Source organism: Streptomyces sp. NPDC032126, from assembly GCF_055580085.1.
In genome coordinates, this window is sequence record NZ_JBVIMA010000001.1 from 110,899 (window position 1) to 133,769 (window position 22,871).

Consider the following 22,871-nt stretch of genomic DNA (forward strand, 5'->3'; position numbering starts at 1 on the left):
CCTTCCCCCGCCCCGGCCGTGCCCTCAGGCGCGGGCCGCCCACACGTAACGGTGTTCCGGGCGGCCCGCGTCGCCGTATTTCAGGGTCAGCCGTGCCCGGCCGGTGCGCTCCAGGAGCTTGAGGTAGCGCTGTGCGGTCTGTCGGCTGAGCCCGGTCCGCTCGGCGATCTCCTGCGCCGACAGCGGCCCCTCCGCGTTCATCAGGGACTGCCGCACCAGCTCCGCGGTGGTCGGGGAGTGGCCCTTGGGCAGACCGGGTTCCGACGGTGCGGACAGCGCGCCGAAGATGCGGTCCACATCGGCCTGTTCGGCCTCCCCACCGCCGTCCAGGGTGCGGCGCAGCGCGGCGTAAGCCTCCAGCTTCGTGCGCAGGCCTGCGAAGGCGAACGGCTTGACCAGGTACTGCAGTGCCCCCTGCCGCATCGCCGCCTGGACCGTGGAGACGTCCCGTGCCGCCGTCACCATGATCACGTCGGTCTGGTGGCCGCGCCGGCGCATCTCCTGGACGACCTCCAGGCCCGTCTCGTCGGGCAGATAGTGGTCCAGCAGGATGAGATCCAGACGGGGCAGCAGCTCCATCTGGCGCAGGGCGTCGGCCGCGCTGTGCGCCTCGCCGGCGACGTGGAAGCCCGGCACCTTCTCGACGTACGCGGCGTTGACCTGCGCGACCCTGGCGTCGTCGTCCACGACCAGCACCTCGATCATCGCGACTCCTCCTCGACGGCGCTGTACACGCGGGCGCTCAGGGCGGGATCCGGTCCGGGATCCGGCGCCGGCTCGGCCAGCGCCTCCGGCAGGACGACGACGAACTCCGCGCCGCCGCCCTCCGCCTCGCCGACCGAGGCGCTGCCGCCCTGCCGCTCGGCGAGCCGCCGCACCAGGGACAGCCCGATGCCGCGCTTGCCGTGCGCGGGCGGCTTCTTCGTCGACCATCCCTCGGTGAAGATCAACTCACGCTGTTCGGCGGGGATTCCGGGGCCCGTGTCCCGCACCCGCAGCACGGCGGCACGTCCCTCGACGCGCAGCTCGACCTCCACGCGCGCGTGGCGCGTGCCCGCGACGGCGTCGAGCGCGTTGTCGACGAGGTTGCCCACGATCGTGACGAGCCCGCGCGGGTCGACCAGGCGGTCCGGGAGCCGCGTGCCGTCCGACACCCACAGAGCGACCCCGCGCTCGGCCGCGACGGTCGCCTTGCCCACCAGCAGGGCGGCGATCAGCGGATCCTGGATCTTCTCCGTGACCTGCTCGGCGGTGACCCGGTGGTCGCCCACCACCTCGCCCACGAACTCCACCGCGTCGTCGTACATCTCCAGCTCCAGCAGCCCGAGGAGCGTGTGCATGCGGTTGGCGTGCTCGTGGTCCTGGGCCCGCAGGGCGTCGATCAAGCCGCGCGTGGAGTCCAGCTCACGGCCGAGCTGCTCCAGTTCCGTGCGGTCGCGCAGGGTGGCGACGGCGCCACCGTCGTCCGTCGGCATGCGGTTGGCGACCAGGACGCGCTGGCCGCGCACGGTCAGCAGGTCCGTGCCCGTCACCCGGCCGGCCAGCACGTCGGCCGTACGGCCCTCGCCGAGCGCCTCGTCGGGGGTGCGGCCCACGGCCTCCGCCCCGATGCCCAGTAGGCGCTGCGCCTCGTCGTTGAGCAGCCGGACGCGGCCCGCGCGGTCCAGGGCCACGACGGCTTCGCGGATGCCGTGCAGCATCGCCTCGCGTTCCGCCAGCAGCGCCGAGATGTCCGAGAAGGCCAGGTCCCGGGTCTGGCGCTGGACGCGCCGGGAGATCAGCCAGGCGGCCAGCGCTCCCACGGCCAGCGCGCCGCCCGCGTACGCGAGCAGACCCGGGATCGCGTGGATCAGGCGGTCCCGGACGCTGTCGTACTCGATGCCCACGGACACCGCCCCGACGATCCGGTCGTCACGGTCGCGCAGGGGCACCTTGCCGCGCGCCGAGCGGCCCAGCGTCCCGGTGTCGATCTGCATGACCTCCTGGCCCGCCAGGACCTGCCGGGGGTCGGTCGAGACATGGGCGCCGATCTCCAGGGGGTCGGTGTGCGACCAGCGCACCCCGCTGGTGTTCATGACCACCACGTACTCGGCCCCGCTCGCCTTGCGGATGCGCTCCGCCTCCCGCTGCACCGGGCCGTCGGCCGTCGGCGGCGTGTGCTGGAGGTCCTCGGCGATCTGCGGCATCGCGGCGGTGGTCTGCGCGATCGCGAGCGCCCGGCGCATCGCCTGGTCGTCCAACTGATCGCTGAGGGGGGCGAGGAACAGCCCGGTCGCGAGCACCGCGACTCCCGCGGCGATCGTCACCTGCATCAGCAGCACCTGGGAGAACACCCGTCGCGGCAGGCCGAGCCGCAGTCGGCGTGCGGGGGGAGTGGAGCTCATGCACCGACGGTACGTGGACCGCCCGGGCGAGCCGTAGAGGTGTGGCATGGATCTCTTGAGGCCAGGCTGGACCGCCCCCGACACTCGCTTGATCGCTTGATCGGATCCATGGATCGCTTGACGGATCCGCGCATACCTTGGCGCTGTCAGCTCGCCAGCGCCGCGGCGGGTGTCAGCTCGCGTACCTCGGCCACTTCCATCCGCGCGGGCGATCCGAGCAGGGACGCCCCGCAGCTCTCGGGGCGGGGCGGCAGCGAGGCTCCGTGGGCCACGACGACCCGCCACCGGCGACCGTCCGCGTGCCCCACGGTCACTTCCCAGCGCGGGGCCTCCCCGACCGTCCGTACGACGGTGAGCGCCTCGGCCGCGTCCTCGCCGATCGCGGTGCGCACGGCCAGCTCGGCCGCCTGGCCGGGCCGCTCCCAGGCCGAGTTGCCCCGGCACCCCTCCATGACGATCCGTCCCTCGTGGGCGCCGTGCAGCACCTCCTTGACCAAGGGGGCCGACGCCCTGCCGTACGCGTATCCGTACGGCAGGACGAGCACGGTCGGGGAGAAGCGATGACCACCCAGATGGGTGACCTCCCAGACGCCCTCCACGCCCGAGCCGGCCAGTTCGGTGGCGAGCGGACGGCCCAGCAGGGCGCAGCAGCGGTCCCGCTTGCCGTTGGTGCAGACGAGCGCGAGCGGGCCGCCGGTGTGGGGGCCGCCCCGGAGCACGGTGTCGAAGGTGCGGTGGTCGCCCCGCTCCATCGCGCGGAAGTCGAGGTCGAGCAGCTGTCCGGGGTCGTTCGTCGTCGCGCTGTGCAGCCATACGCGTCCGGGCACGGTGTGCGCGGCGTACACCCGGCGCTCGCGCGGGGTGTGGAGGTCCGCGTGACGTCCGGGGCGGCGGATGAGCGCGATGCGCACGCCCGTGCCCTTGACGGCCCGCTTCAGGGCGCGCCCGAGCGCCGGATCCAGGTGGCTCGACGTGAGCGCCTCGGCACCCCAGGGGCCGGGCTGCTCCAGCAGGATCCACGTCCGTGCCGTGGCCGCGGTGCCGGAAATGGGCTCGCCTAGAGCCCGCGAGACGGTCGCACACGTACTCACAGAGGTGAGCCTAACCTGACTTGACGCCGGATGGCTTCCGGTCCCGGATGTGCCCTGCTCCGGGTGGTGTGAAGCGGGCCACGGCTGTCGCTGCGGCTGTGGCTGCCGCCGCGTTGCGCGGCTACGGCTACGGCTACGGCTACGGCTACGGCTACGGCAGCGGCTGGGGCGGCCTCGGTCCGACGTAGTGCCCGCTGGGCCTCATCCGCAGCGGCCGTTCGCCGTACTCCTCCAGGGCGTGGGCGATCCATCCGGCCGTCCGTGCGACGGCGAAGATCGTCTCGCCCGCGGTGGACGGCATGCCGCAGGACACGGTGAGGACGGCGAGCGCCAGGTCCACGTTGGCGTGCAACGGGGTGTGGCGGGCCGCGGTGGCGACGATGTCGCGGGCCGCGGCGAGCGCGGGCTCGGCCTCGGGGACGCCGTCCAGAAGGCCGAACAGCACCCGCGCGCGCGGGTCTTCGCCCGGGTATAGCCGGTGCCCCAGGCCGGGGATGCGCCGGCCGGCCCGCAGCTCGTCGGCGATCACGGGGCCCGCGTCACCCTCTTCGAGGGTCTCCAGCAGCAGCCGGTGGGCGAGCCCGCTGGCGGCGCCGTGCAGGGGCCCCTCGATCACCCCGAGACCGGCGGAGACGGCCGCGTACGCGTGGGCGCGGGCCGATGCCGCCACCCGGACCGCGAGGGTCGAGGCGGCGAGGTCGTGGTCGGCGAGCAGGCCGAGGGCCGTGTCCAGCAGGCGCAGTGACGCCTCGTCGGGGGTCCTGCCGCTGAGGCGTCCCCACAGCCGCTGGGCCAGGGAGCCCTCGTCCCGGCGCTCCCGCCCGCGCGGCGGCAACGCGGCGACCAGAGTGGGGATGAGGATCCGCGCGGTCGCGAGCACGGCCTCCTCGGACAGGTCGAAGCGCAGCGGGTCCGCGACCGCGGCGGCGATGGCGGCGACCCTCAACCGGTCGGTCGGAACGGCGTGTTCGGGCAGCGCGCCGACCGCGCGGCGGGCGACCTCCACAGCGGACTCGGGCGCGGTGAAGGTGACGCCGGGCCGCAGCTCGCCGGTCCACAGCCACTCCGCGACCTCTTCGTAGGAGTGATGCGTCGCCAGGTCCGTCGCGTCGACGCCCCGGAAGTAGTACCGGTCCTTGTCGATGAACGTGAGCCGGGTGCGTACGGACAGCTCGGCGCCGGAACCCGGAACGGCAGCGCTCTCCCGCCGGTTGCGCCGCGCGAGCGCCTCCACCTCCTTGGCGTCGAACGTGCTGGACCGGCTGCCGGGCACCCGGCGGCTGCTGAGCTGGCCCCGGCTGACGTACGCGTAGACGGTCTCGGGCTTCACGCCGAGCAGTTCGGCGGCCTCCTTGGTGCTCAGCCGTCGTTCGGGGTGGCCGGGGGCGGGTTCCTGATCACGCATGGGGGTCACCGTATCCGCAGAGACTCATGTATTGATTCAATCAATATTGACAGAACTTACGTCAAGTATGCACAGTCGAATCAAGTCGAGGGAGATATGAGCGAGGAATCATGACCGTCAACAGGGCCGCCACCGCACGCATCGACGCACCGCGCGGACTCGCCGGAGTCGTCGTCACCGACACCGAGGTGGGAGACGTCCGGGGGCTCGAAGGCTTCTACCACTACCGCCAGTACTCCGCCGTGGACCTGGCGCAGAGGCGCAGTTTCGAGGACGTCTGGCACCTGCTGATCCACGGTGAACTGCCGGACGCCGCACGTGCCGCCGATTTCGCCGCCCGTACCGCGGCCCTGCGGCATCTGCCGCCGGAGGTCTCGGCCGTCCTGCCCGCCGTCGCGCGGGCCGCCGAGGGCGGCAACCCCCTCGCCGGCATGCGGACCGCCCTGTCGCTGCTCGGTGCGGCCAAGGGCTTCCGCCCGGTCTACGACATCGACGCGGACCAGCGGCGCGAGGACACCCTGGTCGCGGCGGCCGCCGTACCCACACTGCTCACGGCCCTGTACCGGCTGGGGCGCGGCCTCGACCCCGTCGAGCCGCGCGACGACCTGTCGTACGCGGCGAACTACCTGTACATGCTGACGGGTGCCGAGCCGGACGCCGATCGGGCCCGTGCGGTCGAGCAATACCTGATCTCAACCATTGATCATGGATTCAATGCATCGACCTTCACCGCCCGCGTCATCGCCTCCACCGGTGCCGACGTGGCCGCCTGCCTCGTCGGCGCGGTCGGCGCCCTGTCTGGACCGCTGCACGGCGGCGCCCCCAGCCGGGCGCTGGACACCCTGGACGCGATCGGCACCCCCGACCGCATCGACCCCTGGATCCGCGCCCGCGTCCTCGCCGGCGAACGCATCATGGGCTTCGGCCACGCGGTGTACCGCACCGAGGATCCGCGCTCCCGCATGCTCCGCGAGACCGCCCGGCGTTTCGGCGGCCCGCGCGTCGCCTTCGCCGTCGAGGTGGAACGCCAGGTCGAGGCGATCCTGGCCGAGCTGAAGCCGGGCCGCGAACTCCACACCAACGTCGAGTTCTACGCGGGCGTGGTCATGGAGCTGTGCGGGCTGCCCCGCGAGATGTTCACCCCGACCTTCGCGGCGGCGCGGGTCGTGGGATGGAGCGCCAACCTCCTGGAACAGGCGCAGGACCCGAAGATCATCCGTCCGGTGGCGCGCTACGTGGGGCCGACGGCGCCGGCGGCGGTGCCCGCGGCGGCCTGAGCGGCCCCGCGAGCGGTGCTGCGAGCGGCCGCTCCGATCGCGGCCCGAACAGCCGCGGCGGCGCCCGGACGCGGCCCGAACACCCGCGGCAGTGCCCGGACGCGGAAACGGCCTGGTCGGACCCGGGGGGTCGACCAGGCCGTCGTCGCGGAGGGCCCGGGGGTTCGCTCTAGGCGTCGGGGATGTCCCTCTTGGCGCGGATCAGCGTCTCGCGGGTGATCACGACGATGCGTTCGTAGTCGGCCCTGGAGGCGTCGGCCGGAAGCAGGCCGTCGAGTTCCTCCGTGACGTCTCTACCGATCAAGGCGAAGCTGCCATCACTGAGTTCGAAGATGTCAGGACAGGTCTGGCCCGACACGCTGCCGCGAGCGCGCGGGGGGTCTCCGATCCGACGGACGATGGTCACCAATGGCTCAGCCTTTCGTGCAGCGACCTCGGGGTCATGAAGCTCTGGCCGCGCGCCCCGCATCGTTCCCGATTCAGGCGTCGGGAATGTCCGCCTTGGCGTGGATGAGGGTCTCGCGACTGATCGCGATGATGCGTTCGTAGTCGGCCCTGGAGGCGTCGGCCGGCAGCTCGGCGTCGAACTGGTCGGTGACATCCGTGCCGATGACAGCGAACCGCCCGTCGGACAGTTCGAAAATATCGGGACAATTGGCACCGGTCACACTTCCCCGCGCGCTGGGAGGGGTACCAATCCGACGGACGATGTGGCTCACTGTTCTGATTTTTCCTTGGTCTCGAGGCTTGATGCGCACTGTGCTGCGCGGTGCGATGCGGCCCTGTGGGGCCGCGGCCTCGACAACCGGGCGGCATGGAGCGACGGTTCCGCGGGGATCGACCCGTTACGCAGGATGCGCAGTAGTCAACCTTGTTGGCACCTGGGGCAACGCGGCGATTTATGGGTTCGTTATCGCCCAGTCGTGTGATGCGCCGACTCACTCGCTCGGCGGGTCGCCGACCACCCACCACTCGTCGATGTCGGCCTCCTCCAGCTGGACCAGTAGATCGTCGACCATGCGTCCGAGCCGGGCCTCCTCGGAGGTGCCGATGAGGGTCGCGCGGTGGGGTCGCGTCGCATACCAGTACTCCCGGAAAATGGTGTTCTGAAGCATGCTTCGGGCGAAGCCGAAGAACTCCTCGCGGGTCATGTTGCCCATGCGGTAGTAGCAGAGGGCGTTGGTGTAGAGGGCGTTGGCGAAGAGGAACTGCCGCTGTTTGCGGGGCGGGACGGTCCCGTCGTAGGCGTCGAGCACCTCGGCCAGTTCCGGATCGTCCATCGCCTTGCTCAACAGTTCCCAGTGCAGGCGCTGTTGATGGGCGAAGTTGGTCTGCTGATACGCCTGTGCGGTCCGCTCCAGCTGTTCGATCCGCAGGCGCAGCGCGTCCAGCGCACGGCGGTGGGAGGTCAGGGTGACGGCCGCGACGGCCGCCATGCCGATCCCCGCCGCCGCGGCGGCCCTCAGCCTCCGCAACCCAGAACTCTGTGTGGCCATGTCAACCCCCGAATCAGGCGGCCGTCCGCCGGTCGTCGGGATGCGGGTGGACTGACGGGGACCGGCGAGCGGTGGGCGGCGCTTGCCGTCTCCCAGGGTGCCGAGCGGCTCTGATCGGCGGGGGAGGCGGAGAGGAGGCGCACGGAAGGAAGTGAGGGTCGCACACCCCGGCGCCTTGCCCATCGTCTGCCCCCCAAGTGCTGCTAACAATCGTTCACTTCGCCGGGTTTCTCCGCCTCGTATCCTGGGACGGCACGCAAGTCTCGGCCGTGCGCCGGTCGTGAGCCGGGGCACGCACAGGTGTGAGAGAGGTCGCACGTTGGCGCAGCGTCACAGCCCGCGGCAGATCCCCGTCGTCGTGCTCGCCGGATTCCTCGGCTCCGGCAAGACGACCCTGCTGAACCATCTGCTCCACCGCAGCGGCGGCAGCCGGATCGGCGCGATCGTCAACGACTTCGGCGCCATCGAGATCGACGCCCTGGCCGTCGCGGGCGCCCTCGGCGACTCCACCGTCTCCCTGGGCAACGGCTGTCTGTGCTGCGCGGTCGACGCGAGCGAACTCGACGGCTACCTCGAACGGCTGGCCAGGCCCTCCGCCGGCATCGACGTCATCGTGATCGAGGCCAGCGGCCTCGCCGAGCCCCAGGAACTGGTGCGCATGGTGCTCGCCAGCGAACACCCCGGGATCGTCTACGGCGGACTCGTCGAGGTCGTCGACGCCGCCGAGTTCGACGCGACCCGCGCGCGCCACCCCGAGATCGACCGGCACCTCGCCCTCGCCGACCTCGTCGTGGTCAACAAGCTCGACCGGGCGACGGACGGCGAACGGGTCCTCGGGCTCGTCCGCTCGCTGACCGACGGCGCCCCCGTCGTGCCCGCCACCCACGGCCGCGTCGACCCCGAGTTCCTGTTCGACTGCCGACCGAGCGAGGAGCGCGTCGGGCAGCTCTCCTTCGACGATCTGCACGACCACGGCGAGGAGCACGAAGGACACCTGCACACCGCGTACGACAGCCTGTCCTTCTCCTCGCCCGTCCCGCTCGACCCGCGCCGGACGATGGCGTTCCTCGACAGCCGGCCCGACGGGCTCTACCGGATCAAGGGGTACGTCGACTTCGGGCCGTACGACCCCCGCAACCGCTACGCCGTGCACGCCGTGGGACGGTTCCTGCGCTTCTACCCCGAGCCCTGGGCGGAGGCCGAGGAACGCCTCACCCAGCTGGTGCTGATCGGCTCGGACATCGAGACCGCCTCCCTCGGCAAGGAACTCGACGCGTGCGCGCAGGACGCCTCCCAGCCCGACGAGCACGGCATGTGGGGCGTCCTGCGCTATGTGCGGGGCCCGGAGGAGGAGCCCGCCGAGCAGTTCGCGCGGGGATCGGGGGAGGAGCCCGCCGACGAGTCCACGTGGGGCTCGCGGGACGAGCCCGCCGACGAGGCGTAGGCGCGGGGCCCTGACCCACCGGCCGGGCCCCGCGCGTCGGTCATGCCGGCCGGGCCCACCGCGTCGGTCCGCCCCGCGCATCGGTCACGCCGGCCCGGCCACCACCGCGACCGTCTTCGGCAGGGACACGCCCGAGCCATCGCGGCGCGGGTCGATCTCCGGCAGGTCGGCCGGGGTGCCGTTCTTCTGCGCCGCGCGCGCCGGCAGCGGACCCGCCCAGGCCAGGGACAGGCAGTCCTCGCCCTTCAGGAACCGCTGGCAGCGCACACCGCCCGTCGCCCGGCCCTTGCGCGGGTACTGGTCGAACGGGGTCAGCTTGGCCGTCGTCTGCACCGAGTCGTCCAGCGTCCCGCGCGAGCCGGCCACGGTGAACACCACCGCGTCCGCCGCAGGGTCGACGGCCGTGAACGAGATGACCTTCGCGCCCTCGGCGAGCTTGATGCCCGCCATGCCGCCGGCCGGGCGGCCCTGCGGGCGGACCTGCGAGGCCTGGTAGCGCAGCAGCTGGGCGTCGTCGGTGATGAAGACCAGGTCCTCCTCGCCGGTGCGCAGCTCGACCGCCCCGACGATCCGGTCGCCCTCCTTGAGGGTGATGACCTCCAGCTCCTCCTTGTTGGACGGGTAGTCCGGCACCACGCGCTTGACGACACCCTGTTCCGTGCCGAGCGCCAGACCTGGGGAGGACTCGTCGAGCGTGGTCAGGCAGATGACCGTCTCGTCGCCCTCCAGGGACACGAACTCCGTCAGCGGCGCGCCGCCCGAGAGGTTCGGCGCCGACGCCGTCTCCGGCAGCTGCGGCAGGTCGACGACGTTGATCCGCAGCAGCCGGCCCGCCGAGGTGACCGCGGCGATCTCGCCGCGCGCGGTGGCCGGCACCGCGGAGACGATCACGTCGTGCTTGACGCGCCGGGCGTCCTCGTCCGCGGGCAGGGGCTCGCCGCTCGACGTACGGGCCAGCAGACCCGTCGAAGACAGCAGCACCCGGCACGGGTCGTCCGCGACCTGGAGCGGCACGGCGGCCGCCGGGGCACCGGAGGACTCCAGCAGGACCGTACGCCGCTCGGTGCCGAACTTCTTGGCCACCGAGGCCAGTTCGGCCGAGACCAGCTTGCGCAGCTCCGCGTCCGACTCCAGGATCCGGGTCAGCTCGGCGATCTCCGCGATGAGCCGGTCCTTCTCCGCCTCCAGCTCGATGCGGTCGAACTTGGTGAGCCGGCGCAGCGGGGTGTCCAGGATGTACTGGGTCTGGACCTCCGACAGCGAGAAGCGCTCCATCAGGCGCTCCTTGGCCTGCGCGCTGTTCTCGCTGGAGCGGATCAGGCGGATCACCTCGTCGATGTCGACGAGGGCGGTGAGCAGGCCCTCCACCAGGTGCAGCCGGTCGCGGCGCTTGGTGCGGCGGAACTCGCTGCGCCGGCGCACGACCTCGAAGCGGTGGTCGAGATAGACCTCCAGGAGCTCCTTCAGGCCCAGCGTGAGCGGCTGGCCGTCCACCAGCGCCACGTTGTTGATGCCGAAGGACTCCTCCATCGGCGTCAGCTTGTAGAGCTGCTCCAGGACCGCCTCCGGCACGAAGCCGTTCTTGATCTCGATGACCAGGCGCAGGCCGTGCTCGCGGTCCGTGAGGTCCTTGACGTCCGCGATGCCCTGGATCTTCTTCGAGCCGACCAGGTCCTTGATCTTGGCGATGACCTTCTCGGGGCCGACCGCGAAGGGCAGCTCGGTGATGACGAGGCCCTTGCGGCGGGCCGTCACGTTCTCGACGGACACCGTGGCGCGGATCTTGAAGGTGCCACGGCCCGTCTCGTACGCGTCGCGGATGCCGGCCAGGCCGACGATGCGGCCGCCCGTCGGCAGGTCGGGGCCCGGGACGAACTTCATCAGGGCGTCCAGGTCCGCGTTCGGGTAGCGGATCAGATGGCGGGCGGCCGCGACGACCTCGCCCAGATTGTGCGGCGGCATGTTCGTGGCCATGCCGACCGCGATGCCCGAGGAGCCGTTGACCAGCAGGTTCGGGAAGGCGGCGGGCAGCGCCACCGGCTCCTGCTCCTGGCCGTCGTAGTTCGGCGTGAAGTCGACCGTGTCCTCGTCGATCGACTCGGTCATCAGGCTCGTCGCCTGCGCCTGACGGCACTCGGTGTACCGCATGGCGGCCGGCGGGTCGTCGTTGCCCAGCGAGCCGAAGTTGCCGTGGCCGTCGACGAGCGGCACACGCATCGAGAAGGGCTGCGCCATGCGCACCAGCGCGTCGTAGATCGACGCGTCGCCGTGCGGGTGCAGCTTGCCCATGACCTCGCCGACCACGCGCGCGCACTTCACGTAACCGCGGTCGGGGCGCAGGCCCATCTCGTTCATCTGGTACACGATGCGGCGGTGCACCGGCTTGAGACCGTCGCGGGCGTCCGGAAGCGCGCGGGAGTAGATGACCGAGTACGCGTACTCGAGGAAGGAGCCCTGCATCTCGTCGACGACGTCGATGTCGAGGATCTTCTCCTCGAAGGCGTCGTCGGGCGGCGGGGTCTTCGTGCTGCGGCGGGCCATCGCTGCCGGCTCCTTGCTGAAGCGTGTGACGGGATCTGACGCGGACCATTGTGGACCGTGGCACTGACAACCCGGGCCAGGACCCGGTCACGGCCGCCCGGCCCGGCTCGCGGGATCACCTCCCCGCGGCTGCCCGCAGGCTACGCGATCCGCTCTCGGCGTATGTCCCGCGGGAACTTCGCCGACTGTCCGCACGCTTGCATACAGTGACAGGACCGGCAGGAAATCCGCGGTTCGATGACCGCGTCAGCGATCGAAGGGACGTACATGCCCATGGGTCACACGGCCACAGCCCAGGCAGGCTCCGGGGGCCTGACAGCGACCGAGCACCGCCTGGCCAACGGCCTGCGCGTGGTGCTCTCAGAGGACCACCTGACCCCGGTCGCGGCGGTGTGCCTCTGGTACGACGTCGGTTCGCGCCACGAAGTCAAGGGGCGTACCGGCCTTGCTCACCTTTTCGAGCACTTGATGTTCCAGGGCTCCGCCCAGGTCAAGGGCAACGGTCACTTCGAGCTGGTGCAGGGCGCCGGCGGCTCGCTCAACGGCACCACCAGCTTCGAGCGCACCAACTACTTCGAGACCATGCCCGCCCACCAGCTGGAGCTCGCCCTCTGGCTGGAGGCCGACCGCATGGGCTCCCTGCTGGCCGCCCTGGACGACGAGTCGATGGAGAACCAGCGCGACGTCGTGAAGAACGAGCGCCGCCAGCGCTACGACAACGTCCCCTACGGCACGGCGTTCGAGCGGCTGACCGCCATGGTCTACCCCGACGGCCACCCCTACCACCACACGCCGATCGGCTCCATGGCCGACCTGGACGCGGCCACGCTGGAGGACGCCCGCACGTTCTTCCGCACCTACTACGCGCCCAACAACGCCGTCCTGTCCGTCGTCGGCGACATCGATCCAGAGCAGACGCTCGCCTGGATCGAGAAGTACTTCGGCTCCATCGCCACGCACGACGGCAAGCCCGCGCCGCGCGACGGCACGCTGCCCGAGATCATCGGCGAGCAGCTGCGCGAGGTCGTCGAGGAGGAGGTCCCGGCCCGCGCCCTGATGGCCGCCTACCGCCTGCCCGCCGACGGCACGCGCGCGTGCGACGCCGCCGACCTCGCCCTCACCGTCCTCGGCGGCGGCGAGTCCTCCCGCCTCTACAACCGCCTGGTGCGCCGCGACCGTACGGCGGTGGCGGCCGGCTTCGGTCTGCTGCGGCTCGCCGGGGCGCCCTCCCTGGGCTGGCTGGACGTGAAGACGTCCGGTGACGTCGAGGTGCCGGTCATCGAGTCCGCCATCGACGAGGAGCTCGCCCGCTTCGCCGCGGAGGGCCCCACGACCGAGGAGATGGAGCGCGCCCAGGCCCAGTTGGAGCGCGAGTGGCTGGACCGCCTGGGCACGGTCGCCGGCCGCGCCGACGAACTGTGCCGGTACGCCGTGCTGTTCGGCGACCCGCAGCTCGCCCTGACCGCCGTCCAGCGCGTGCTGGACATCACGCCCGAGGAGGTGCGCGAGGTCGCCCAGGCCCGCCTGCGCCCCGACAACCGCGCGGTGCTGGTCTACGAGCCGATCGCCCCGGAGCACGTCGAGGACGTGGAAGGCACCGAAGACCCGGAGTCCGCGGCCACCGTGGAAGCCGACGACAACGAGGAGGCGGCCAAGTGACCGAGCTCGCCACGATGGAGTTCCACCCCCGGCCGCAGGCGGGCGAGGCCAAGCCGTGGGCGTTCCCGGCCCCCGAGCGCGCCACGCTCGACAACGGCCTGACGGTCCTGCACTGCCACCGCCCCGGCCAGCGGCTCGTCGCCGTGGAGGTCCTCCTCGACGCCCCCCTGGACGCCGAGCCGGCCGGCCTCGACGGTGTCGCCACGATCATGGCGCGGGCCTTCTCCGAGGGCACCGACAAGTACTCCGCCGAGGAGTTCGCCGCCGAGCTGGAGCGCTGCGGAGCCACGCTCGACGCCCACGCCGATCACCCCGGCGTCCGGCTCAGCCTGGAGGTGCCGGTCTCCCGTCTGCCCAAGGCGCTCGGGCTGCTCTCCGACGCCCTCAGGGCGCCCGCCTTCGCCGACAGCGAGATCGAGCGCCTGGTGCGCAACCGCCTCGACGAGATCCCGCACGAGCTGGCCAACCCGTCCCGGCGGGCCGCCAAGGAGCTCTCCAAGGAGCTGTTCCCGGCGACCGCGCGCATGTCGCGGCCGCGCCAGGGCACCGTGGAGACGGTCGAGGCCATCGACTCCGCCGCCGTGCGCGCCTTCTACGAGAGGCACGTCCGTCCCGCCACCGCCACCGCCGTGGTCGTCGGCGACCTCACCGACGTCGACCTCACCGCGCTCCTCGACGACACCCTGGGCGACTGGAGGGGCTCCGCGGGCACCCCCCGGCCCGTGCCGCCGGTGACCGCCGACGACACCGGCCGCGTGATCATCGTGGACCGGCCCGGCGCCGTCCAGACGCAGCTGCTGATCGGCCGGATCGGTCCCGACCGGCACGCGCGCGTGTGGCCCGCGCAGGTGCTCGGCACGTACTGCCTCGGCGGCACCCTCACCTCCCGGCTGGACCGCGTCCTGCGCGAGGAGAAGGGCTACACCTACGGCGTGCGCGCGTTCGGCCAGGTGCTGCGCTCCGCGCCGGACGGTTCGGGCGCCGCGATGCTCGCCATCAGCGGCTCCGTCGACACGCCCAACACCGGCCCCGCGCTCGCGGACCTGTGGACGGTGCTGCGCACGCTCGCCGAGGGCGGACTGACCGACGCCGAGCGCGATGTCGCGGTGCAGAACCTCGTCGGCGTGGCGCCGCTGAAGTACGAGACGGCCGCCGCCGTCGCGGGCACGCTGGCCGACCAGGTCGAGCAGCACCTGCCCGACGACTACCAGGCGACGCTCTACCAGCAGCTCGCCGCCACCGGCACCGTCGAGGCCACCGCGGCGGCCGTGAGCGCCTTCCCGGTGGACCGGCTGGTGACGGTCCTCGTCGGTGACGCCGCGCAGATCAAGGAGCCCGTCGCGGCCCTCGGCATCGGCGAGGTGAAGGTCGTAGCGGCCGAGTAGCCCGTGAAGGGGCCCCGGCGGACGGACGCGTCCTCCGGGGCCCCTTGATGTCCAACGATGTCCGAAGACAACCGAATTGGGGGAGAGATTGCCTGTCTGACCTGTGGCATGCGCTACAAAAGCCCCACTCCGTTTGGGAATCGAAGGGCGCGGCCTCTAGCGTCGTCCGGGCTGTTCGTCAGGCAGTGCGCCGCGCCCGCGGCACCGGACAGTCATCGCCGAGTCCCCGTACGGCGCGAGCCAGGGGAGCCGGGGACCCACTTGTGCAGTCCCTGGGGTGAATCGGGCGCCCGCGTGTGAAGGCGAGGGGGCCCGTAGGAGACCTTCCTGCTCCGAACCCGTCAGCTAACCCGGTAGGCGAGAGGGAAGGAAAGGACCGCTCGACTTCATGGCGTTCAGCTGCGCCACCGGTAAGCACCGTCGTCCCAGCCGGATGAAGCGCACCACCGCCCGCGCGGCGGGCATCGCGGCGCTCACCACCACCGGCGTCATGGCCACCGTGGCCTCCCCGGCCCTCGCCGCCGAGACCTCCGCCGAGCAGACCGGGCTGATCCCCGTCGTCGCCGTGAACGACGACGCCGCCCAGCAGATCGACGACCAGGCCGCCGCCCAGAAGCAGGCCGCCGATCAGGAGATCGCCCGCCAGAAGGCCGTCGCCAGGGCCAAGGCGGAGCGCCTGGCCAAGGAGCGCGCCGCCCGCGAGGCCGAGCGCCGGCGCCTCAACGCCTACGTGCTGCCGATCACCGGCTCCTACATCTCCACCGGCTACAGCGCCGGCGGCTCCCTTTGGTCCTCCGGCAGCCACACCGGCGTCGACTTCCACGCCGCGAGCGGCACTCCCGTGCACGCGGTCGGCTCCGGCACGGTCGTCGAGGCGGGCTGGGGCGGTGCCTACGGCAACCAGGTCGTGATCCGCATGGATGACGGCACGTACACCCAGTACGGCCATCTGTCGTCCATCGGCGTGTCCGTGGGCCAGCGGGTCACCCCGGGCCAGCGCATCGGCCACTCCGGCGCGACCGGCAACGCCACCGGGCCGCACCTGCACTTCGAGGCCCGCACCACCCCGGAATACGGCTCGGACATCGACCCGGTCGCCTACCTCCGCAAGCACGGCGTGAACGTCTGACGACGGACGGCGACAGATCGTACGGCCCCGGCTCTCCGAGCCGGGGCTTTCGTCGTTTCGGACGCCCCGCTGTCCAAAAAATATCCATGGATTCCGGCCCGCCATCGGAAATTCCGGCTCATTGCATTAGAGTCGCTGAACACGTCTATCGTCGACGTTTCACGGGGATTAATGCGGAGGTCGGTCATGCGCGTTCCTGCGCACTCGGTGTGCACGGCCATTCGGGACGACATCGTCGCGGGTGTCTACGAGCGCGGCAGCCGGCTCACCGAAGAACTCCTCGCGCGCCGCTACGGCGTCTCGCGCGTCCCCGTCCGTGAGGCGCTGCGCACGCTGGAGGCGGAGGGCTTCGTCGTCACCCGGCGGCACGCGGGCGCGTGCGTGGCCGAGCCGACCGAGCAGGAGGCCGCCGACCTGCTGGAGATGCGGCTGCTCCTGGAGCCGCTCGGTGCCTCCCGGGCCGCCCAGCGGCGCACCGAGGCCCATCTGAAGGTCCTGCGCGGCCTCGTCCGGCTGGGTCAGGAGCGGGCCAGGAGGGGCAACAGCGAGGATCTGCGCTCGCTGGGCGGCTGGTTCCACGAGACGCTCGCCCAGGCCTCCGGCAGCCAGGCCCTGGCGTCGACGCTCACCCAGCTCCGCCACAAGATCGCCTGGATGTACTCCGTGGAGGCCCCCGCCAGCCCGGTGGACTCCTGGGCGGAGCACGGCGCGATCGTGGACGCGGTGGCGCGCGGCGACGGCGAGCGCGCGCGTGCGGTCACGGCGCTGCACACCGAGCGTTCGACCCTCGCCCACCGGTTGCGTTTTTCCGGCGGCGGCGACCGCGCCGACCGTGTGAGGACTTCGCAACATCCCGTAAACATCTCGGGCCTGCGGCATTAACACGAGGGCCGTATACAAAGAAGAGATATTCCGTGGGCGTGTATTCGCACTGCCTTTTTTCGCGTGCGCCGTGAATTCCCGGTCGCGCGCCTTCCGTATGCCCGCGCGCCGATTTTCGCGTATGCCCCGGGTAATTCCCCGCAGGGCGGCGGCGAAGACCGAAAACGGCCGTCCGAGCCGCCCGGTGACAGCAGGAACGGCCGAGCCGCGGCGCCGGAGAAACGGCCGAGCCGCGCCACCCGGGGAGGGTGACGCGGCTCAGCCGTTGCCGGGAGCGGGCTCAGACGGTCTCGGGAAGCTCCTCAAGACCCTCGGAGACCAGCTTCGCCAGACGGTCGAGGGCGATGTCCGCGCCCTCGGCGTCGGAGGCGAGGACGATCTCCTCGCCACCCTGGGCGCCCAGGCCCAGGACGGCCAGCATGGAGGCCGCGTTGACGGGGTTGCCGTCGGCCTTGGCGATCGTCACGGGGACCCCTGCGGCCGTGGCGGCCCGGACGAAGATGGAAGCGGGGCGGGCGTGAAGGCCCTCGGCCCAGCCGACGTTGACGCGGCGCTCAGCCATGTGATGCTGCCCTTCAGGTTCTCAGGGTTGTCTAGACCAGTGTTCCACATCGTGACGCGTGCCCGAAGGGGTCGTTCGACCCCTTCGGGAGTGGCTGTCGGGCCGCGGCCTCGGACCGACGTTCGTCCTCCACAGACTGCCTCGCGCCGTTGTCGTACGCGAGCCGTACTCTGGGCCCCATGCAGAGCGCGACGGATCGGCAGGAGTACCCCGCCCACTGGGAAGCCGACGTGGTGCTGCGCGACGGCGGCACCGCGCGCATCCGCCCGATCACCGTCGACGACGCCGAGCGCCTGGTCAGCTTCTACGAGCAGGTGTCGGACGAGTCGAAGTACTACCGCTTCTTCGCGCCCTACCCGCGCCTGTCCGCCAAGGACGTCCACCGCTTCACGCACCACGACTTTGTGGACCGGGTGGGACTCGCGGCCACGGTCGGCGGCGAGTTCATCGCCACCGTACGCTATGACCGCATCGGTGCCGACGGTATGGCCGCCTCCGCGCCGGCCGACGAGGCCGAGGTCGCCTTCCTCGTCCAGGACGCCCACCAGGGCCGCGGCGTCGCCTCCGCCCTCCTGGAGCACATCGCGGCGGTCGCCCGCGAGCGCGGCATCCGCCGCTTCGCCGCCGAGGTGCTCCCCGCCAACACCAAGATGATCAAGGTGTTCACCGACGCCGGCTACACCCAGAAGCGCAGCTTCGAGGACGGCGTGGTCCGCCTGGAGTTCGGCCTCGAACCCACCGAGCGGTCCCTCGCCGTGCAGCGCGCGCGGGAGCAGCGCGCCGAGGCCCGTTCCGTACGACGGCTGCTGGTGCCCGGATCGGTCGCCGTGGTCGGCACCGGCCGCACCCCCGGCGGCGTCGGCCGCGGCATCCTGGACAACCTCAGGGAGGCCGGCTTCACGGGCCGCCTGCACGCGGTGAACAAGGCGTTCCCCGAGGACCTCAAGGAACTCGACGGCGTGCCCGCCCACCGCTCCGTGCGCGAGATCGACGGCCCCGTCGACGTGGCGGTCGTCGCCGTCCCGGCCGACCGCGTGCCCGAGGTCGTCACCGAGTGCGGCGAACACGGCGTGCAGGGCCTCGTCGTGGTCTCCGCCGGCTATGCGGAGAGCGGACCCGACGGGCGCGAGCGCCAGCGCGCCCTGGTCCGCCACGCGCGCGCGTACGGGATGCGGATCATCGGCCCGAACGCCTTCGGCATCATCAACACCTCCCCCGAGGTGCGCCTCAACGCCTCGCTCGCCCCCGAGATGCCCCGCCCCGGCCGGATCGGCCTGTTCGCCCAGTCCGGAGCCATCGGCATCGCCCTGCTCTCCCGCCTCCACCGGCGCGGCGGCGGTGTCACCGGCGTCACCGGCGTCTCGACCTTCGTCTCGTCCGGCAACCGCGCGGACGTCTCCGGCAACGACGTCGTGCAGTACTGGTACGACGACCCGGACACCGACGTCGCCCTGATGTACCTGGAGTCCATCGGCAACCCGCGCAAGTTCACCCGCCTCGCCCGGCGCACGGCGGCGGTCAAGCCCCTCGTCGTCGTCCAGGGCGCCGCCCCCCAGGGCCACGCCGTACGCGCCACGCGGCTGCCCCACGCGACCGTCTCCGCGCTGCTGCGCCAGGCCGGGGTGATCCGCGTCGACACCATCACAGAGCTCGTCGACACGGGCCTGCTGCTCGCCCGCCAGCCCCTCCCGGCCGGCCCGCGCGTGGCGATCCTCGGCAACTCCGAGTCCCTCGGCGTGCTGACCTACGACGCCTGCCTCTCGGAAGGACTGCGGCCGCAGCCGCCGCTCGACCTGACGACCCAGGCGTCGGCGGACGACTTCCACGCCGCGCTCTCGCGCGCGCTGTCCGACGACACGTGCGACGCGGTCGTGGTGACGGCCATCCCCGCGATCGGGGAGACGTCGCCCGGCGACGCGGAGCTGGCGGAGGCCCTGCGGTCCGCGGCGGCACAGGCGCCGGGCAAGCCGGTCCTGGTGGTGCACGTGGAGCTCGGCGGGCTGGCGCAGGCGCTGTCGGCGGCGACGAGCACGGCCCCGCAGACCGCCGCGAAGACACCCGCACCGCCCCTCGGCGCGGCGGGCGGTACCCAGCCCGTCCGCCCCGGGGACGGCTCCCAGGGCCGCACGGCACCGGCGGAGGAGAGCCGGCCCGCCGCGGCGCCCACCACCCGACTCATCCCCGCCTACCCCGCCGCCGAACGGGCCGTGCGGGCCCTGTCCGAGGCCGTGAAGTACGCCCAGTGGCGGCGGGACGTCGCCGAGCCCGGCAAGGTGCCCGAATACGAGGACATCGACGAGAAGGGCGCCGCCCGGCTGATCGACGGGCTGCTCGCGCGCGGGCAGGGACTCACCCTCGGCACCGACGACACGTGCGAACTGCTCGGCCGCTACGGCATCCGGCTCCGCCGGGCCGTCCCCGCACCCACGCCCGACGACGCCGTACGCGCCGCGCGCGACATCGGCTATCCGGTCGCCCTCAAGGCCTCCGCCCCGCACCTGCGCCACCGCGCCGACCTGGGCGGCGTACGCCTCGACCTCGCGGACGAGGAGCAACTGCGCCGGGCCTACGGCGAATTGACCGACCTGTTCGGGCAGCCTCAGGAGCTGCGGCCGGTCGTGCAGGCGATGGCCCCGCGCGGCGTCGACACCGTCGTACGGGCCGTGATCGATCCGGCGGCCGGAGCGGTGCTCTCCTTCGGCCTCGCCGGAGCCGCCTCCCAGCTGCTCGACGACACCGCCCACCGCCTGATCCCGGTCACCGACCGCGACGCGACCTCGCTGATCCGGTCCATCCGGACGGCACCGCTCCTGTTCGGCTGGCGCGGCTCGGCACCCGTCGACACCCCCGCCCTGGAGGAGCTGCTGCTGCGCGTCTCCCGCCTGGTCGACGACCACCCCGAGGTCGTCGCGGTCACCCTGGAGCCGGTCGTCGTCGCCCCGCACGGCCTGAGCGTCCTCGGCGCGTCCGTACGACTGGCCCCGCCGCCCGCGCGCGACGACCTCGGCCCGCGGACACTCCCGGTGTACTGAGACGACGACGAGCGGTCCCTCGCAGTCAGCGGGTCCCCGTAGGATGGACGTCATGGCCAAGACCAGTACGACGACCCAGGGGCTGCGTGCGGCGATCGAGCGCAGCGGCTACTACCCGGCCCTCGTGGCCGAGGCGGTGGAAGCCGCCGTGGGCGGCGAGCCCATCCGGTCGTACCTGGTCCACCAGGAGACCACGTTCGACCAGAACGAGGTGCGCCGGCACGTGACGGTGCTGGTCCTCACCGCCAACCGCTTCATCGTCAGCCACACCGACGAGCAGGCCGCCGACACGACCTCCCCGACGCCCTACGCCACCACCTCGACGGAGTCCGTGAAGCTCGGCCGGATCTCCTCCGTGGTCGTCAGCCGCGTGGTCGCCAACCCGGAGTCGTACACCCCGGGCACCCTCCCGCGCGAGGTCGTTCTGACGATCGGCTGGGGCGCCGTCTCCCGCATCGACCTGGAGCCCGCCGCCTGCGGCGACCCCAACTGCGACGCGGACCACGGCTACACGGGCAACTCGACGGCCGACGACCTCAGCCTGCGCGTCAGCGAGGCCGGCGACGGCCCGGAGACGGTGCGCCAGGCCCTCGCCTTCGCGCAGTCGCTCTCCGAGGCGACCGCGGACCTCACGCGCTGATGGCGCAGCCCGCCCCCTGGGACCACCCGGAACCGCTCGCCGTGACCTCCGCGCCCGTCCCCGAGTACGGTTCCGGCTCCCTCGCCGACCTGCTGCCGACCCTGGCGGCGGGCATGGGCGTCCCCGGCGTGACCGCGGCGCTCCCCGAGCTCACCGCGACCGACCGCGCCTGCGTCTTCCTGATCGACGGCCTCGGCTGGGAGCAGCTCAGGGCCCACCCCGACGAGGCCCCGTTCCTGACATCGCTGCTGGCGAGCTCCCGCGGCGGTACGGGCCGGCCCCTCACCGCGGGCTACCCGGCGACCACCGCGACGTCCCTCGCCTCCGTCGGCACCGGCTTGCCGCCGGGCGCCCACGGCCTGCCCGGGTACACCGTGCGCAACCCGGACACCGGCGAGCTGATGAACCAGCTGCGCTGGCAGCCCTGGACCTCTCCGGCGCTCTGGCAGCCGTACCCCACGGTGTTCCAGCTGGCCCACGACGCGGGCGTGCACGCCGCCCAGGTCTCCTCGCCCACCTTCCAGAACACCCCGCTCACCAAGGTCGCGCTGAGCGGCGGCACGTTCCACGGACGGCTGACCGGCGAGGAGCGCATGGACCTCGCGGCCGAACAACTCGCCGCCGGCGACCGCTCCTTGGTCTACACGTACTACGCCGAACTCGACGGCGCCGGCCACCGCTACGGCGTCGCCTCCGACACCTGGCGCGGCCAGCTCATGTACGTCGACCGGCTCGTCCAGCGCCTGGCCGAGCAACTGCCCCCGCGCAGCGCGCTGTACGTCACCGCCGACCACGGCATGATCGACGTGCCGTTCGACGAGGAGCACCGCATCGACTTCGACCTGGACTGGGAGCTGCGCGCCGGGGTCGCCCTGCTGGGCGGCGAGGGCCGCGCCCGCCATGTCTACGCGCTGCCGGGCGCCGAGGCCGATGTCCTGACGTGCTGGCGCGAGGTGCTGGGTGAGCAGTTCTGGGTGGCCTCGCGGGACGAGGCGATCGAGGCGGGCTGGTTCGGCCCGCACGTCGACACGCGCGTGTACGCGCGCATCGGCGACGTGGTCGCCGCAGCGCGCGACGACGTCCTGATCATCGCCTCGGAGCGGGAACCGAAGGAGTCGGCCATGGTCGGCAACCACGGCTCCATGACCCCTGTCGAGCAGTTCGTCCCCCTGCTCGAAGTACGCTCCTGAGGGGCGAGGCCCGAAGCCCACACGGCTGGAAGGGCCTACGCGCCGCAGTCCGCACGCCCCGTTCCTCTCCGCCGAAAGGTGTCCGACTCCTCATGCCCGAGCTGGTGTTCTTCTCCGGAACCATGGACTGCGGGAAGTCCACGCTGGCTCTCCAGATAGAGCACAACCGCTCCGCGCGCGGTCTGCAGGGCATGATCTTCAGCCGCGACGACCGCGCGGGCGAGGGCAAGCTGTCCTCCCGGCTCGGCCTCGTCACCGACGCCGTCGAGGTCGAGGACGGACAGGACCTGTACGCGTACATCGTCGAGCACCTCTCGCAGGGCGGTCGCGCGGACTACGTGATCGCCGACGAGGCGCAGTTCCTCGCGGAGGAGCAGATCGACCAGCTCGCGCGCGTGGTCGACGACCTGGGCATGGACGTCTACGCCTTCGGCATCACGACCGACTTCCGCTCCAAGCTCTTCCCCGGCTCCCAGCGGCTCGTGGAACTCGCCGACCGCGTCGAGGTCCTCCAGGTCGAGGCCCTGTGCTGGTGCGGCGCCCGCGCCACGCACAACGCGCGCACCGTGGGCGGCGTGATGGTCGTCGAGGGCGCACAGGTCGTCGTCGGCGACGTCAACCAGGCGGACGCCGTGGCCTACGAGGTCCTGTGCCGGCGCCATCACCGCCGCCGCATGACCGCCGCCTCCGCGCACGCGGCGGCACTCTCCCCGGACGTCCTGCCGGTCCAGCCGGCCTGAACCGCCGGCGGCCC

General features: G+C 72.2%; 19 protein-coding genes and 1 riboswitch. Of the genes, 10 read left to right on the plus strand and 9 right to left on the minus strand.

From position 1 onward, the window contains the following. Window positions 1-24: 24 nt before the first annotated feature. The 4 genes from ACZ5NW_RS00445 to ACZ5NW_RS00460 all read right to left on the minus strand — a co-directional run bounded on the left by ACZ5NW_RS00445 (window position 25) and on the right by ACZ5NW_RS00460 (window position 4,880). Window positions 25-705, minus strand: coding sequence for a response regulator (locus ACZ5NW_RS00445; protein WP_468741457.1), 681 nt, complete (start codon window positions 703-705; stop codon window positions 25-27). Further along, window positions 702-2,384 carry an ATP-binding protein gene (locus tag ACZ5NW_RS00450; protein ID WP_468741458.1) on the minus strand — a complete coding sequence of 561 codons (1,683 nt, stop codon included), beginning with the start codon at window positions 2,382-2,384 and terminating at the stop codon, window positions 702-704. Before ACZ5NW_RS00450 ends, ACZ5NW_RS00445 begins: the two co-directional genes overlap by 4 nt. A 146-nt stretch (window positions 2,385-2,530) precedes the next feature. After that, on the minus strand, window positions 2,531-3,475 hold the full coding sequence (locus ACZ5NW_RS00455) for a sucrase ferredoxin (protein ID WP_468741459.1): 945 nt from the start codon (window positions 3,473-3,475) through the stop codon (window positions 2,531-2,533). Between the two features lie 151 nt (window positions 3,476-3,626). Beyond that, complete coding sequence (locus ACZ5NW_RS00460; protein WP_468741460.1) at window positions 3,627-4,880, minus strand: citrate/2-methylcitrate synthase; 1,254 nt, start codon at window positions 4,878-4,880, stop codon at window positions 3,627-3,629. A gap of 110 nt (window positions 4,881-4,990) precedes the next feature. Between ACZ5NW_RS00460 and ACZ5NW_RS00465 the strand changes: the two genes are divergently transcribed. After that, entirely contained in the window at window positions 4,991-6,157 is a 1,167-nt protein-coding gene (locus ACZ5NW_RS00465) for a citrate synthase/methylcitrate synthase (protein ID WP_468741461.1), read from the plus strand. A 169-nt stretch (window positions 6,158-6,326) separates the two neighbouring features. On the opposite strand, the gene ACZ5NW_RS00470 is transcribed toward ACZ5NW_RS00465, so the two are convergent. From ACZ5NW_RS00470 to ACZ5NW_RS00480, 3 genes are all read right to left on the minus strand, one after another. Continuing rightward, window positions 6,327-6,563: a hypothetical protein gene (locus tag ACZ5NW_RS00470; protein WP_468742947.1), complete on the minus strand. Its 237-nt coding sequence runs from the start codon at window positions 6,561-6,563 to the stop codon at window positions 6,327-6,329. 73 nt (window positions 6,564-6,636) lie between these two features. Continuing rightward, window positions 6,637-6,876, minus strand: a complete 240-nt coding sequence (locus tag ACZ5NW_RS00475; protein WP_468741462.1) for a hypothetical protein — start codon at window positions 6,874-6,876, stop codon at window positions 6,637-6,639. A gap of 219 nt (window positions 6,877-7,095) precedes the next feature. Continuing rightward, window positions 7,096-7,632, minus strand: a complete 537-nt coding sequence (locus tag ACZ5NW_RS00480; protein WP_468741463.1) for a DUF6082 family protein — start codon at window positions 7,630-7,632, stop codon at window positions 7,096-7,098. Between the two features lie 340 nt (window positions 7,633-7,972). Here ACZ5NW_RS00480 and ACZ5NW_RS00485 point away from each other — a divergent pair, with 340 nt between their 5' ends. Further along, the gene (locus tag ACZ5NW_RS00485; protein WP_468741464.1) at window positions 7,973-9,097 is read left to right on the plus strand and encodes a CobW family GTP-binding protein; all 1,125 of its coding nucleotides are present in this window, start codon (window positions 7,973-7,975) and stop codon (window positions 9,095-9,097) included. 84 nt (window positions 9,098-9,181) lie between these two features. Here the strand turns inward: ACZ5NW_RS00485 and ACZ5NW_RS00490 are convergent, their stop codons facing one another. Then, window positions 9,182-11,638, minus strand: coding sequence for a DNA gyrase/topoisomerase IV subunit A (locus tag ACZ5NW_RS00490; protein WP_468741465.1), 2,457 nt, complete (start codon window positions 11,636-11,638; stop codon window positions 9,182-9,184). Between the two features lie 267 nt (window positions 11,639-11,905). Between ACZ5NW_RS00490 and ACZ5NW_RS00495 the strand changes: the two genes are divergently transcribed. The 4 genes from ACZ5NW_RS00495 to ACZ5NW_RS00510 all read left to right on the plus strand — a co-directional run bounded on the left by ACZ5NW_RS00495 (window position 11,906) and on the right by ACZ5NW_RS00510 (window position 16,693). Then, entirely contained in the window at window positions 11,906-13,297 is a 1,392-nt protein-coding gene (locus ACZ5NW_RS00495; protein ID WP_468742948.1) for a M16 family metallopeptidase, read from the plus strand. Continuing rightward, window positions 13,294-14,682 carry a M16 family metallopeptidase gene (locus ACZ5NW_RS00500; RefSeq protein ID WP_468741466.1) on the plus strand — a complete coding sequence of 463 codons (1,389 nt, stop codon included), beginning with the start codon at window positions 13,294-13,296 and terminating at the stop codon, window positions 14,680-14,682. The genes ACZ5NW_RS00495 and ACZ5NW_RS00500 overlap by 4 nt, the downstream gene beginning before the upstream one ends. Window positions 14,683-14,888: 206 nt before the next feature. Beyond that, window positions 14,889-15,057: riboswitch (cyclic di-AMP (ydaO/yuaA leader) on the plus strand. A gap of 13 nt (window positions 15,058-15,070) precedes the next feature. Next, window positions 15,071-15,811, plus strand: a complete 741-nt coding sequence (locus tag ACZ5NW_RS00505) for a M23 family metallopeptidase (protein ID WP_468741467.1) — start codon at window positions 15,071-15,073, stop codon at window positions 15,809-15,811. Window positions 15,812-15,997: 186 nt separating this feature from the next. Then, entirely contained in the window at window positions 15,998-16,693 is a 696-nt protein-coding gene (locus ACZ5NW_RS00510) for a GntR family transcriptional regulator (RefSeq protein WP_468741468.1), read from the plus strand. A gap of 280 nt (window positions 16,694-16,973) precedes the next feature. On the opposite strand, the gene ACZ5NW_RS00515 is transcribed toward ACZ5NW_RS00510, so the two are convergent. Next, window positions 16,974-17,255 carry an HPr family phosphocarrier protein gene (locus tag ACZ5NW_RS00515; RefSeq protein WP_071381868.1) on the minus strand — a complete coding sequence of 94 codons (282 nt, stop codon included), beginning with the start codon at window positions 17,253-17,255 and terminating at the stop codon, window positions 16,974-16,976. Between the two features lie 179 nt (window positions 17,256-17,434). On the opposite strand from ACZ5NW_RS00515, the gene ACZ5NW_RS00520 reads away from it, so the two are divergent. The 4 genes from ACZ5NW_RS00520 (at window position 17,435) to ACZ5NW_RS00535 (ending at window position 22,857) form a co-directional block, all read left to right on the plus strand. After that, window positions 17,435-20,287 carry a bifunctional acetate--CoA ligase family protein/GNAT family N-acetyltransferase gene (locus ACZ5NW_RS00520; RefSeq protein ID WP_468741469.1) on the plus strand — a complete coding sequence of 951 codons (2,853 nt, stop codon included), beginning with the start codon at window positions 17,435-17,437 and terminating at the stop codon, window positions 20,285-20,287. A gap of 43 nt (window positions 20,288-20,330) precedes the next feature. After that, window positions 20,331-20,927 (plus strand): DUF5998 family protein, encoded by a 597-nt coding sequence (locus ACZ5NW_RS00525; protein ID WP_468741470.1) that lies wholly within the window; start codon window positions 20,331-20,333, stop codon window positions 20,925-20,927. Then, window positions 20,927-22,117: an alkaline phosphatase family protein gene (locus tag ACZ5NW_RS00530; RefSeq protein WP_468741471.1), complete on the plus strand. Its 1,191-nt coding sequence runs from the start codon at window positions 20,927-20,929 to the stop codon at window positions 22,115-22,117. Before ACZ5NW_RS00525 ends, ACZ5NW_RS00530 begins: the two co-directional genes overlap by 1 nt. A gap of 92 nt (window positions 22,118-22,209) precedes the next feature. Then, window positions 22,210-22,857 carry a thymidine kinase gene (locus ACZ5NW_RS00535; RefSeq protein ID WP_468741472.1) on the plus strand — a complete coding sequence of 216 codons (648 nt, stop codon included), beginning with the start codon at window positions 22,210-22,212 and terminating at the stop codon, window positions 22,855-22,857. The last annotated feature ends 14 nt before the right edge of the window (window positions 22,858-22,871 follow it).

Excerpts from the sequence above, each read along its gene's own strand:
- ACZ5NW_RS00445 (WP_468741457.1), bottom strand. The coding sequence starts at position 705 with ATGATCGAGGTGCTGGTCGTGGACGACGACGCCAGGGTCGCGCAGGTC.
- ACZ5NW_RS00450 (WP_468741458.1), bottom strand. The coding sequence starts at position 2,384 with ATGAGCTCCACTCCCCCCGCACGCCGACTGCGGCTCGGCCTGCCGCGA.
- ACZ5NW_RS00460 (WP_468741460.1), bottom strand. The coding sequence starts at position 4,880 with ATGCGTGATCAGGAACCCGCCCCCGGCCACCCCGAACGACGGCTGAGC.
- ACZ5NW_RS00465 (WP_468741461.1), top strand. The coding sequence starts at position 4,991 with ATGACCGTCAACAGGGCCGCCACCGCACGCATCGACGCACCGCGCGGA.
- ACZ5NW_RS00490 (WP_468741465.1), bottom strand. The coding sequence starts at position 11,638 with ATGGCCCGCCGCAGCACGAAGACCCCGCCGCCCGACGACGCCTTCGAG.
- ACZ5NW_RS00495 (WP_468742948.1), top strand. The coding sequence starts at position 11,906 with ATGCCCATGGGTCACACGGCCACAGCCCAGGCAGGCTCCGGGGGCCTG.
- ACZ5NW_RS00505 (WP_468741467.1), top strand. The coding sequence starts at position 15,071 with ATGGCGTTCAGCTGCGCCACCGGTAAGCACCGTCGTCCCAGCCGGATG.
- ACZ5NW_RS00510 (WP_468741468.1), top strand. The coding sequence starts at position 15,998 with ATGCGCGTTCCTGCGCACTCGGTGTGCACGGCCATTCGGGACGACATC.
- ACZ5NW_RS00515 (WP_071381868.1), bottom strand. The coding sequence starts at position 17,255 with ATGGCTGAGCGCCGCGTCAACGTCGGCTGGGCCGAGGGCCTTCACGCC.
- ACZ5NW_RS00520 (WP_468741469.1), top strand. The coding sequence starts at position 17,435 with ATGCAGAGCGCGACGGATCGGCAGGAGTACCCCGCCCACTGGGAAGCC.
- ACZ5NW_RS00525 (WP_468741470.1), top strand. The coding sequence starts at position 20,331 with ATGGACGTCATGGCCAAGACCAGTACGACGACCCAGGGGCTGCGTGCG.
- ACZ5NW_RS00530 (WP_468741471.1), top strand. The coding sequence starts at position 20,927 with ATGGCGCAGCCCGCCCCCTGGGACCACCCGGAACCGCTCGCCGTGACC.
- ACZ5NW_RS00535 (WP_468741472.1), top strand. The coding sequence starts at position 22,210 with ATGCCCGAGCTGGTGTTCTTCTCCGGAACCATGGACTGCGGGAAGTCC.